Here is a 12,403-nt window from a genome sequence, read left to right on the forward strand (position 1 = left end):
GGCGTGACTGCTCCTGTGAATTCGCCGCGCCGCGGCGGCGGCATCGACCCGATCTGGTACGCCCCCGTGCTCTTCCTTGTGGTCATCGCGCTCACTGCACTGACCGCGGTGCTCTTCACCGGCGCAGCACGCACGTTCATTCCGCTCACGCTGGTGTCGGACAGGGCGGGCCTGGTGATGGAGAACGGCGCCAAGGTCAAGTTGCGTGGTGTGCAGGTAGGCGAAGTGGACGCGATCGGTCAAGGTTCCAATCGCGCCTCGCTTCGTCTGAAGATGTATCCAGGGCCGTTCCAGTACCTGCCGAGCGACGTCGAGGCAGAGATCAAGTCCAGCACCGCATTCGGCGCGAAGTACGTGGATCTCATCGTGCCCGCCGGCGCTAGCTCCAAACCGCTGGCGCCCGGTGCGGTGCTGCACTCGCGCAACGTGACCGTCGAAGTCAACACCGTGTTCCAGAATCTGCAGTCGGTCGTCGCGTCCATCGACCCGGCGAAGCTGAACTCGGTGCTGTCAGCGGTGGCCGAAGCCGTGCGCGGAAAGGGTGACGTCATCGGCCAGGCGATCACCGACTCGAACCAGGTCCTGCTCGCCGTGAACCCGCGGATGCCGACGGTCAAGCAGGACTGGCAACTGTTCGGTCAGACCGCGCAGGCATATTCGAATGCGGCCCAGGACATCGTGTCGATACTCGATTCGTTCTCCACGACCAGCACCACGATCGCCAACCAGTCCACCGCGCTCAACGACGTGCTGCTGTCGTCGGTCGGGTTCGCGCAGTCGGGCATCACCGTGCTCGGCGGCAACCAGCCCGACCTCGTCAAGGCGATGAATCTGCTGGCTCCCACCACCGAGCTCCTGAACAAGTACTCGCCCACCTACACCTGCTTGTTCCAGGGCGCGCAGTGGTTCCTCGAGCATGGTGGTCGAGATGCCTTGGGCGGCAACGGCAGATCGGTGATCATGGATGCGGCACTGCTGGCCGGCGACGACCCGTACCGCTTTCCGGACAACCTGCCGGTCGTCAACGCCAAGGGCGGACCCGGCGGTCGGCCGAGCTGCGGCTCGCTGCCCGACGTCAGCAAGAACTTCCCGGTGAAATACCTCGTCACCGATACGGGATTCGGCACCGGGCTGGACGTTCGGCCCAACCCCGGCATCGGTTTCCCTGGCTTCTCCAACTACTTCCCGGCCACCAAGGCCTTCCCCGAACCACCGAAGAACCGCTATTCGGGTGGACCTGCGCCGGGCCCGCTTCCGCTCTATCCTGGCGCACCTCCTTACGGCGCACCGGAATTCGCGCCGGACGGCACCGCGTTGTACCCGCCTGCGCCGGGCGCGCCGCTGCCACCGCCGGGACCGCTGCCCGCTCCCGATCCTGCACCAGCACCGAGTGAGGGCCAGCCATGAGACGAAACATGCTGGGCACCCTCACCAGGGTCGGGCTGTTCACCGCGGTGTGCCTTGTCTTCGTGTTCGCGTTGGTGACCGTCTTCGGGCAGTTCCGATTCGACTCGCGCGTCGGCTTCAGCGCCGTGTTCACGAACATCTCCGGGCTCAAGGGCGGCAACTTCGTCCGTGTCGCCGGCGTCGAGGTCGGCAAGGTCACCGGCATGACGTTGCAGAACGACGGCACCGTGAAGGTTGACTTCGCCGTCGACAAGGGCCTTCCGCTGACCGAGGGCACCAGAGCGGCGGTGCGGTACGAGAACCTCATCGGAGATCGCTACCTGGCGCTTGAGGATGGGCCCGGTTCGGTACGCAAACTGCAACCGGGACAGACGATTCCGAAGGAGCAGACCGCGCCCGCACTCGACGTCGACGCGCTGATCGGTGGCTTCCGGCCGCTCTTCCGGGCGCTGGATCCCGACCAGGTCAACGCGCTGTCCGGCCAATTGCTGAAGGTGTTCCAGGGCCAGGGCGGGACCGTCGCATCGGTGCTCGCCCAGACTTCGGCGCTGACGACCACGCTGGCCGGGCGCGACGACCTCATCGGCCAGGTCATCACCAACCTGAACACGGTGCTGGACACCTTCGCCACCCGCGATGGTCAGTTCGCCGAAGGCTTGGACAAGTTGTCGCTGCTGGTGCAGGGCCTCGCCGACCGCAAGACCGACATCGCCAACGGCCTGGCCTACGTCAACGCTGCCGCAGGGTCAGTCTCCGACCTGCTGTTGGCCGCTCGACAGCCGCTCAAGGAAACCGTCGTACAAACCGACCGGTTCGCGGCTCAAATCGAAGCCGACCACGCCTACGTCGACGACCTCGTCAAGACGCTGCCCGACGCGTATCAGGTGCTGGCCAGACAGGGACTCTACGGTGACTACTTCGGCTTCTACCTCTGCGACGCGATTCTCAAGCTCAACGGCAAGGGCGGGCAGCCGGTATACGTGAAGGTCGCCGGTCAGTCCTCGGGACGGTGCACACCGAAATGAACCGAGTCCCAGTGAAACTCAGGCGCCCCACGATCAAGCCGCTGGCCGAGCGGAATCGGTTCGTCGTCGGGTTGGTCGGCATCGCGCTGCTCGTCGCCATCGTTGCCGCCTCCTTCTCGTACGACAAGATCCCGTTCATCAAGGGCACTAACGACTATTCGGCCTTCTTCGCCGAGGCCGGCGGTATCAAGACCGACAGTGACGTGCGCGTGTCGGGCATGACCGTCGGGCGGGTGTCGAGCATCCATCTGGAGGGCACCAAGGTCCGTGTCGCGTTCACCGTCGACGATGGCATCGCCTTGGGCGATCGCACCGAGGCGGCGATCAAGACCGAGACCGTCTTGGGTGCCAAGATGCTGGAGTTGACGCCGCGGGGCGACGGCAGGCTCACCGGCACCATCCCGCTCGAGCGGACGAAGTCGCCCTACGACCTGCCCGACGCCCTGGGTGATCTGACCACGACCGTCAGCGGACTCGACACCACTCAATTGTCCACGTCGCTCACCACTTTGGCGCAGACCTTCCAAGACACTCCGCCCGAGCTCAAGCTCGCCCTCGACGGGGTAGCCCGGTTCTCCGACACCCTGAACAACCGCGACGCGCAGCTCCGAAATCTGCTCGCCAACGCCAACAAGGTCACCGGGGTGCTGGCCAAGCGCAGCGATCAGATCGCCCAGCTGGTGCGCAACGCCAACGCCCTGCTGTATGCGCTGCTCTCACAACGGGCTTCGGTCGATGCGCTGATGAACAATCTGACGACGGCGTCGCAGCAGCTGTCGGGATTGGTGCAAGACAACCGCACCACATTGCGGCCCGCGCTCGACAAACTCAACGGCGTGCTGTCCATCCTGGACAACCGCAAACAGGAGCTCCAGAAAACCCTCGGGCTGTTGCGGCGCTACGCGATGTCGTTTGGCGAGGTGCTCGGCTCAGGACCGTTCTTCAAGGCGTCGCTGGTCAACCTCATCCCTGGACAGTTCAGTCAGCCGTTCATCGATGCGGCCTTCTCCGATCTGGGGCTCGACCCCAACGTGCTGTTGCCGTCGCAGCTCGTCGACCCGCCCACCGGCCAGCCCGGCACCCCGGCGCTTCCGATGCCCTACCCGCGGACGGGACAGGGTGGGCCGCCCAATCTCAATCTGCCCGATGCGATTACGGGCAATCCCGGCGATCCGGGGTGTGGCCCACCCGGAGTGCCACTGCCCGGTCCAACCGGCTGCTACCCATACCGCGAGCCGCTGGCCGCGCCGCCGCCGGGAGGGCCGCCACCTGGGCCGCCCGCGGACGTCAAACCCGAGCAAAAGCAGCCTCCGGTCTACGTGACCGCGCCGGGTGAAGCGCCTCCGCTGGAGGGTGGCCAGTGACGATCTTCCAGAACCGCCGGCTGTTGCGCATCGTGACCGCCGTGGCGCTCGCTCTCACGCTCGTCGTCGGCATCACGGTCGTCGCCACACCGTGGTGGAAGGGGGTGTCCGACAACGTCTTCACCGCCTATTTCCCCAACACCAACGGCCTTTTCACCGGTGACGAGATTCGCATCCTCGGCGTCGCAGTGGGCACGGTGGACAAGATCGAGCCGCAGCCGAACACCACGAAGGTGACCTTCTCGGTCGACTCGCAGTACCCGATCCCCGCCGACGTGAAGGCGGCGATCCTGTCGCCGACGCTCGTCAGCGCACGGGCCATCCAACTGGTGCCCGCCTACTCCGGTGGTCCGAAACTGGCTGCGGGCGCTGCCATTCCGGAGGAACGCACCGCAGTGCCCGTCGAGTGGGACGACTTCCGGCAACAACTGGAGAAGCTCACCGACTCCTTGCAGCCCACCACCCCCGGCGGTCCCAGCGCGGTCGGCGAGTTCATCAACACCGCCGCTGCCAACCTGCGCGGTCAGGGCGACACCGCGCACGACACCATCGTCAAGCTTTCGCAGGCGACCTCGGCGCTCGGCGACCACAGCACCGACATCTTCAGCACCGTGAAGAACCTGCAGCTGCTGGTGTCCGCACTGTCCTCGAGCAGTGATCTGCTCGCCGCGTTCAACAACAACCTCGCCGACGTCAGCACCGTGCTGTCCAACACGCCGAACGAGGTGGCCAACGCCACCAAGGGCCTCGACGGTGCGGTCAACGACCTGCGCGGATTCGTCGCCGACAACCGCGAGAGCGTCGGTGTCACGGTCGACCGGCTGAACGCCATCACCACGGCGCTCAACGACAGCCGGGGCGACGTCAAGCAGGTGCTCCACATCACCCCGACGGTGTTCCAGAACTTCATGAACATCTATCAGCCTGCGCAGAGCGCCGTCACCGGCATCCTGGCGCCGGTGAACTTCGCGAACACGGTCCAGTTCATCTGCAGTGCAATACAATCCGCCTCCCGTGAGAACTACGAGCAGTCGTCGAAGTTGTGCGTCCAGTACCTGGCGCCGATCATCAAGAACCGTCAGTTCAACTACCCGCCGCTGGGCTTCAATCCATTCGTCGGGGCATCGGCGCGGCCCAACGAGATCACCTACAGCGAGGACCGGCTGAATCCGCATCTGCCGCCCGCGGTTACTGCCGACGCGCCGCTGGCCGCCGAGGTCGTGGTCCCCAAGCCGACCGATCCGAACGACGGGCTGGCCGGAATGATGCTGCCTGCCGAAGCGCCGCCTGCCGGAGGTACGCCATGAAGCGCCTCATCGTTGCGTCGCTTGTCGCCGTGTGCGTGTTGGCGAGCTCGGGATGCGAGTGGCGCGGCTTGAATTCGCTGAGCCTGCCTGGCACCGCCGGCGGAGGCGATGGTTCCTACACCATCCAGGCCCAGCTACCCGATGTCGTTGTCATTCAACAGAACACCCGGGTGCGGGTGGCAGACGTCAACGTCGGCAACGTCACCAAGATCGAGGTGCAGGACTGGCATGCGCTGGTCACCATGCGCATCGACGGCAACGTCCACCTTCCCGCCAATGCCACCGCGAAGGTCGGGCAGACCAGCCTGCTGGGCTCCATGCACATCGAGCTCGCGCCACCCACTGACGAGGCGCCGGAGGGCGAGCTCAAGGACGGCTCGGTCATCCCGCTGTCGAGGGCGAGTACGTATCCGACCACCGAGCAGACGTTGGCGTCGGTGTCGATTCTGCTCAATGGCGGCGGGCTGGGTCAGCTGCAGGAGATCAACAAGGCGTTCGCCACCGCACTCGCCGGTCGTGAGGACGACATGCGCAGTCTGCTGACTCAGCTGGACACTTTCATCGCGCAACTCAACGATCAGACCGACGACATCATCACCGCGACCGAGCGGCTGAACTCGCTGGCCGGGCAGGTGGCCGCGAACGATCAGAAGGTCGACCGCGCACTCACGACCATTCCGCAAGCGCTCAAGGTGTTGGCCGACTCCCGCACGAAGTTGGCCGACGCCATCGACGCGGTCGGCAAGTTCAGTGCCGTCGCGGCCTCGACGGTCGAGGCGACCAAGGAATCGTTCGTCAACAACCTGCGCAACATTGCGCCCGTGTTTCGCGAACTGGCCAACGCCGGTCCCGCGCTCACCAGGGGACTGGACTTCCTTTCGACCTATCCGTGGGTGAAGAGCACGGTGGCCAACTGGTTCCGCGGCGACTTCGCGAACATCACGCTGGTGATCGACCTGACGTTGAGCCGCCTGGACAGCGGCCTGTTCACCGGGACGCGGTGGGAGGGCAACCTCACCGAACTCGAACTGCAATGGGGCCGCACCATCGGCCAGATGCCGAGCCCGTACACCGCGGGCAACCCGCTCATCGCCCCCTACCACTGGGATTCGTACTGACATGCTGCGCCTGTCACGCACCGTATGGACACAGCTGGCGATTCTCGCCGCCATCACGTTGATCGCCGTCAGCGTCATGGCATTCGGATTCATTCACGTCCCTGCGCTGCTCGGGATCGGGCGCTACACGGTGACGGTCGACCTGCCCGCGACCGGCGGCCTTTATCCCACCTCGGTGGTGACCTATCGCGGCACCGAGATCGGCCGGGTCAAGTCGGTCGACGTCACCCGCGATGGCGTTCAGGCGGTGCTGACGCTGAACTCGGAGATCAAGGTGCCGTCCGACGTCACGGCCGCCGTGCACAGCCGCTCGGCCGTCGGTGAGCAGTTCATCGAACTGACGCCGAAACCGAACACCAACGCGCAGCCACTCGGTGACGGAGACGTGATAGGTGTTGGGAGCGTGCAGATTCCGGCCGACATCGGAAGCCTGCTGGACGAGACCAACACGGCGCTGAAGGCGATCCCGCAGGACAACCTGAAGACCGTCGTCGACGAGGCCGCGAAGGCGGTCGGAGGGCTGGGTCCGGAGCTGTCGCGCATCGTGGACGGCTCGACGTCGCTGGCGATCGAGGCGGGCAAGACCAAGGATTCGTTCACCACGTTGATCGACCAGTTCCCTGCCGTGGCGAATTCCCAAGTGCAGACGTCGGATTCGATCGCGACGTGGGCGCACCACATGGCATTGATCACCGGCCAGTTCAAGGCCCAGGACCCGGCTTTCGCAGATCTGTTGCAGAAGGGTGGACCAGCGCTGAACGAAGGCAAGGCGCTGTTCGACCGCGTCGCGCCTGTGCTGCCCGTGCTGCTGGCCAACATGGTCAGTCTCGGTCAGATCGCGGTGACCTACCGGTCCGACATCGAGCAACTGCTGGTGCTCTTCCCACAGGGCACTGCCGTCATGTCGGCGATCGCGCTGCCGAACGCCGACACCAAGCAGGCCTACAAGGGCATCTACCTCGACTTCAACCTCAACCTCAATACGCCGCCGCCGTGCAATACCGGATTTCTGCCAGTGCAGCAGCAGCGCTCGCCGTCGGACCAGGATGCGCCCGACCGCACCAAGGGTGAGTTGTACTGCCGGGTGCCACAGGACTCGCCGTTGAATGTCCGTGGCGTGCGCAACATTCCGTGCGAGAACGACCCCGCCAAGCGGGCCCCGACCGCGGAGATGTGCGAAAGCGACGAACACTACGTCCCGCTCAACGACGGCAACAACTGGAAGGGCGACCCCAACGCGACGCTGTCCGGTCAGGCCGTTCCGCAGTTCCCGCCCGGCGTGACGCCGTCGGATGCCGCGCCGCCGCCGTCACCCCCAGCGCCCGTCGCGTACGTGCCCTATGACCCGGGCAGCGGCGACTACGTCGGACCCGACGGCCGCCGCTACACCCAGAGCAACCTCGCGCACCCCGACGACAAGACGTGGCAGTCAATGCTGTTCCCGCCGAATCCGTAGTTGCGACGAGCTAATGTCGCGGCATGGCAACTACTGATTCGCGTGAAGTGGTCATCGAAGCGACGCCCGAGGAGATCTTGGACGTCATCGCCGACGTCGAGGCGACCCCGACGTGGTCCCCGCAGTACCAGAAGTCGGAGGTGCTCGAGCGCTACCCCGACGGCCGGCCCAAGCAGGCCAAGATGACCGTCAAGGCCGCCGGGATCAGCGACGAGCAGGTCATCGAGTACACCTGGGCCGATGACAGCGTGACGTGGACGCTGCTGTCGTCGGGCTCGATGAAGGCGCAGGACGCCGGGTACACGCTGACCAAGGACGGCGACAAGACCAAGGTCCGGTTCGATATGAAGATCGACCTGTCCGTGCCGCTGCCCGGTTTCATCGTCAAGCGCACCCTCAAGGGCGGCATGGAGACGGCCACCGACGGCCTGCGCAAGCAGGTGCTGAAGGTCAAGAAGGGCGGCTAGTCAGCCCCCTCGTGGGGGCCGCGAAGTCGCGATATCTCCGCGTGGCGGTAACGCGCCTCTTACGCTCTCAGGGTGCGCGTGTCGTGGCCGTTAATTGGCCGTGCGGGGGAAATGCGAACGATCGAGGCCGCCATCTCGTCCTCGACCGATTCCGGCATTCTGGTGTGCGGAGTCGAGGGGGTCGGAAAGAGTCGGATCGCGCGCGAGGCACTGCGGATTGCCGCGGCCAGCGGCTGCGATACCCGCTGGACGGCCGGAGCGTCATCCGCGCGAACGATTCCGCTCGGGGCATTCACGGCGTGGGCGCCGTCGGACGCCACCGACACGGTGCACTTGTTGCGGGGTGTGATCGAGTCGCTGACCACGGCCTCGGATTCGACCGCCAAGGTGGTGCTGGGTGTCGATGACGTCCATCTGCTGGACGAGCTCTCGACATTCGTGGTCCATCAGATAGCCCAACAGCGCACGGCCAAACTGATCCTCACCGTCCGCGCCGACGAGCCGATTCCGGTCGCGGTACGGGAGATATGGAAGGTCGGCCACTTCAACCGAATCGACCTGGAGCAGCTGTCGCTCGAGGAATCCACCACCCTGCTGTCGGAGGTTCTGGAAGGTTCGGTGGATTCGGATGCCGCCCAGCGACTTTGGAATCTGACGCGGGGCAACGTGTTGTATCTGCAGAACATCGTCGAGCGGGAGGTCGCCGACGGTCGAATGGTGCTCCAGGGCGGGTACTGGCGGTGGATCGGCGATCCGGTCATGCCGCCCGGCCTCGTCGACCTCATAGAGTCCCGGATCGGGGTCATGCCAACGGCAGTCGGCGATGTGGTCGACGTGCTCGCGGTCGGCGAACCGATCGAACTCGAGGCCTTGTCGCGGATCACCGATTCAGAAGCGGTCGAGGAAGCCGAGATTCGCGGCCTCATTCGGCTCCAGCCAGCCGGGAGCGGTATCGAAGTGCGGATGGAGCATCCGCTCTACGGAGAGGTACGCCGTCGGCGTGCGCCCCGCAGCCGCTTACGACGGCTGCGAGGGCTGGTCGCCACCGAACTCGCCGCATCCGGTGACCGTGACGACATCGGGGTCGTCGTGCGCCGCGCAACGTTGAGCCTGGACTCCGACCTGGCTCCAGATGCCGATCTGCTCGTCAGGGCTGCGAACGGTGCCGTCTGGCTGGGCGACCTGGCCTTGGCGGATCGACTGGCCGAGGGGGCGGTCCGCGCTGGGGCGGGGCCGAGACTCAATTTCGTTCGGGCCCATGCATTGTCGTGGCTCGGGCGCGGCGAGGAGGCCGAGGCGGTGCTCGGCGCCATCCCGACTGCTGAGTTGACCGACCATGACCGCGCGAGACTGGCGTTTCTGCGGTCGAGCAACATGCTCTGGGCGCTTGCCGACCCGTCGCGCGCCAAGGAGCTCATCGACGAGGCAGCGCGTACCACAGCTCCGTCCGCTCACACCTACATCGACGCCTTCCTGACGGTGTACTGGTTTGCCATGGACCAGCCGGAGGTCGCGATGCAGGTCTCGAAAACCCTTGCATTGGACGATATTCCCGTCGTTGGTGCGGAGATCGCCTGGGTGATCGCACAGATCTCGGCGGACGCGGGACACGTGACCGAAGCCGTCGCGGCGGCCGCTGCGGGATACGCCGTTGCCACGCGCACACTCGATGCTCCGCACATGAGGTTCAACATCGCCGACGCCGAAGTGAGCGCGCTTCTGCTGGCCGGCGACGTAGCAGGCGCGTCAGCGGTGGCCGAGCGGACCGCTCAGCAGGCCACGCATCTTCCAGGGGCGGCTCAATTGCTCGGGGCCGCCGTGGCTGGTCGGGCTGCGCTTGGCGCCGGTGAGCTGCACCGCGCAGGTCTGCTGCTGGAACGTGCGGCCGACGGGTTGACCGCGTCGCATTCCACCGGCTGGGGATACCGCTATCGCGTAGCCCACGTGACCGCGCTCGCGATGCTCGGGTTGACTCGCGAGGCGGTCGTCGCGCTCACCGCGCTCGACAAGGTGGCTCGCCGATTTCGTGCCCTTGAGTACGAGCGGAGCCTGGCCATGGCGTGGGTGGTCGCGAGTCAGGGCGCCGTCAGCGAGGCCGGCGCCGGTGCGCTCTCGGCAGCGGAAAAGGCGAGCGCAGCAGGGCAATTCGCGGCCGAAGTGCTTTGTCTCCAGACCGCCACCCAGTTCGGTGATCGCTCCAGCGGTCCCAGGTTGCGCGAACTCGAGGCGATCGTCGAGGGACCGCGCGCGGGCCTCGCCGCCCGGTTCGCCGAGGCGTTGCACGACGGTGATGCTGCTGAACTAGCTGCGGTGTCAGAGGAATTCGAGCGTATCGGCGATCTCGTCGCCGCTGTCGACGCCGCTGCCCAGGCCGCGCTCGCGTACCGTCGGCAAGACAAGCGTGGTTCGGCGCTGGGCTGCTCGACACGGGCAGAGGCGCTCGCCGCGCAGTGCGGCGCAGTTACCCCGGCGCTTCGTCAGGCCTCCGCGCCCTTGCCATTGACCGATCGCGAAACCGAGCTCGTGATGCTGGTCGGCGAGGGCTTGTCGAACCGGGAAGTGGCCGAGCGCCTGACGGTGTCCGTCCGCACCGTCGAGAGCCACCTCTATCGGGCCATGATGAAAACCGGAACTACCAGCCGCGACGAACTCGCTGCGCTGTTGCGGCCTTATCAGCGGCCAACCAAGTAGCCGTCAGTCGCTACTAAGTAGCGCCGTGCGCGATCCTGCGTGATTGCAGTAGGTCGCTACTGAGCCCGCTGTGCAGAAGGCGAGCGACGATGTCCACCTAGGGATCTAGACCTGATGGCGCAGCTATCCCGGCCACGGCACGGACGGAGAAACGGTCAATGTCCAACCGTGGACTGCGGGGCAACGCGGAGCGGCAGTTCGCACCGGTGACACCTTGGGTGTTGTCCGCGAGGTCGGCCCCTGCGTTGGCTGAGCAAGCCGCCCGGTTGCGCGCGTTCGTCGAGCAGCGACCGGACGCGGATCCTATCGATGTTGCGTACTCGTTGACCGCCACCCGAGCGTCCTTCGACCACCGCGCAGTGGTGTTTGGCGCCCACCGCGACGAGTTATTGCACGGGTTGGCGGCGATTGCCTCCAGCGCTCCTGCTTCGAATGTGGCAATCGGGCGGGTTTCGACAGCGGGTGGAACGGTCTTCGTCTTTCCCGGCGAGGGCACGCAGTGGACGGGGATGGCCGTCGAGATGCTCGAAACCGCACCCGCGTTCGCTGATCAGATGCGGCTCTGCGACAACGCTTTCCGCGAGTTCGTGGACTGGTCGCTGTTGGAGGCCGTGCGCGCCGGCGTAGGTGGCCCGAGCCTCGAGCGGATCGACGTGATCCAACCCGTGCTGTTCGCTGTGATGGTGTCGCTGGCCGCGCAATGGCGGGCGCTTGGAATTCAGCCAACCGCCGTCCTCGGCCATTCGCAGGGCGAACTCGCTGCGGCGTACGTCGCGGGCGCCTTGTCGTTGCGGGCCGCTGCCAAGGTCGTCACGTTGCGTAGCAAGGCGATCAGGGCGATAGCGGGTATGGGTGGCATGGTTTCGATCGCCCGGCCGATCGATCAGATTCACACGCTTATCAAGCCCTGGCTACAAACGATTTCCATTGGTGCGCAGAATGGTCCGCGTTCGAGCGTCGTGACTGGGCAGGCAGCGGCACTAGACGAGTTGATGGTCGTGTGCGGGCGCAATAGCGTGCCGGCCGTACGAATCCCCGTCGACTACGCCTCGCAGTCTGCTCACGTCGAGGCATTGCGGGCGACATTGCACGAGTGCCTGTCCGGACTGCAACCGCGAACCGGTGACATCACTTTCATCTCCGCTGTGACCGGTGCCGGGCTGGACCCGACGATCCTCGACGGCGACTATTGGTTCGCGAATTTGCGGCAGCCGGTGTTGTTTGAACAGAGTGTCCGATGGGCGTACGAACATGGCTATCGCACGTTCGTTGAATGCAGTCCGCACCCGGTGCTGGATGGCGGCATCCAGGACTCCCTGGAGGCCTACGGCGACGACCACAGCGTGGTGGGGACGCTCCGACGCAACGAAGGTGGCATGCGCCGGTTCCTGCTGTCGGCCGCGGAGGCCTACGTAGCCGGGATGTCGGTCAATTGGGGGAGCATCGTCGACGGTCGCGGGTTCGACGGCAAGCACAACGCGGACGGGGGACGTGGCGAAGCACAGTAGGTCGCCATGGGAGAGCATCCCCGGGTCGAGGGGGCCCGGGGATGCTCTCGTGCTCAGAGC

9 protein-coding genes are annotated in these 12,403 nt (G+C 65.7%); all 9 read left to right on the forward strand.

Features of this window, described 5'->3' with window-relative positions; genetic code table 11:
- Window positions 1–3 precede the first annotated feature (3 nt).
- The 9 genes from SLQ30_RS25800 (at window position 4) to SLQ30_RS25840 (ending at window position 12,343) form a co-directional block, all read left to right on the forward strand.
- Window positions 4–1,407: an MCE family protein gene (locus SLQ30_RS25800; protein WP_319449554.1), complete on the forward strand. Its 1,404-nt coding sequence runs from the start codon at window positions 4–6 to the stop codon at window positions 1,405–1,407.
- Window positions 1,404–2,432: an MlaD family protein gene (locus SLQ30_RS25805; protein ID WP_319449553.1), complete on the forward strand. Its 1,029-nt coding sequence runs from the start codon at window positions 1,404–1,406 to the stop codon at window positions 2,430–2,432. The genes SLQ30_RS25800 and SLQ30_RS25805 overlap by 4 nt, the downstream gene beginning before the upstream one ends.
- A 32-nt stretch (window positions 2,433–2,464) precedes the next feature.
- The gene (locus tag SLQ30_RS25810) at window positions 2,465–3,796 is read left to right on the forward strand and encodes an MCE family protein (protein WP_319449684.1); all 1,332 of its coding nucleotides are present in this window, start codon (window positions 2,465–2,467) and stop codon (window positions 3,794–3,796) included.
- Between the two features lie 2 nt (window positions 3,797–3,798).
- Window positions 3,799–5,103, forward strand: a complete 1,305-nt coding sequence (locus tag SLQ30_RS25815; protein ID WP_319449683.1) for an MCE family protein — start codon at window positions 3,799–3,801, stop codon at window positions 5,101–5,103.
- Window positions 5,100–6,221, forward strand: coding sequence for an MCE family protein (locus SLQ30_RS25820; protein WP_319449552.1), 1,122 nt, complete (start codon window positions 5,100–5,102; stop codon window positions 6,219–6,221). The genes SLQ30_RS25815 and SLQ30_RS25820 overlap by 4 nt, the downstream gene beginning before the upstream one ends.
- 1 nt (window position 6,222) lies before the next feature.
- Window positions 6,223–7,677, forward strand: a complete 1,455-nt coding sequence (locus tag SLQ30_RS25825; protein WP_319449551.1) for an MlaD family protein — start codon at window positions 6,223–6,225, stop codon at window positions 7,675–7,677.
- Window positions 7,678–7,700: 23 nt separating this feature from the next.
- Entirely contained in the window at window positions 7,701–8,144 is a 444-nt protein-coding gene (locus SLQ30_RS25830; protein ID WP_319449550.1) for an SRPBCC family protein, read from the forward strand.
- A gap of 111 nt (window positions 8,145–8,255) precedes the next feature.
- Complete coding sequence (locus SLQ30_RS25835; protein WP_319449682.1) at window positions 8,256–10,835, forward strand: helix-turn-helix transcriptional regulator; 2,580 nt, start codon at window positions 8,256–8,258, stop codon at window positions 10,833–10,835.
- A gap of 158 nt (window positions 10,836–10,993) precedes the next feature.
- Window positions 10,994–12,343: an acyltransferase domain-containing protein gene (locus SLQ30_RS25840; RefSeq protein WP_319449549.1), complete on the forward strand. Its 1,350-nt coding sequence runs from the start codon at window positions 10,994–10,996 to the stop codon at window positions 12,341–12,343.
- Window positions 12,344–12,403 lie beyond the last annotated feature (60 nt).

The sequence above is a fragment of the Mycobacterium sp. RTGN4 genome (assembly GCF_033804635.1).
Classification (GTDB): Bacteria; Actinomycetota; Actinomycetes; order Mycobacteriales; family Mycobacteriaceae; genus Mycobacterium.

Bases quoted from the DNA above. Each gene is read 5' to 3' on its own strand.
- SLQ30_RS25805 (WP_319449553.1), top strand. From the start codon at position 1,404: ATGAGACGAAACATGCTGGGCACCCTCACCAGGGTCGGGCTGTTCACC.
- SLQ30_RS25820 (WP_319449552.1), top strand. From the start codon at position 5,100: ATGAAGCGCCTCATCGTTGCGTCGCTTGTCGCCGTGTGCGTGTTGGCG.
- SLQ30_RS25825 (WP_319449551.1), top strand. From the start codon at position 6,223: ATGCTGCGCCTGTCACGCACCGTATGGACACAGCTGGCGATTCTCGCC.
- SLQ30_RS25830 (WP_319449550.1), top strand. From the start codon at position 7,701: ATGGCAACTACTGATTCGCGTGAAGTGGTCATCGAAGCGACGCCCGAG.
- SLQ30_RS25835 (WP_319449682.1), top strand. From the start codon at position 8,256: ATGCGAACGATCGAGGCCGCCATCTCGTCCTCGACCGATTCCGGCATT.
- SLQ30_RS25840 (WP_319449549.1), top strand. From the start codon at position 10,994: ATGTCCAACCGTGGACTGCGGGGCAACGCGGAGCGGCAGTTCGCACCG.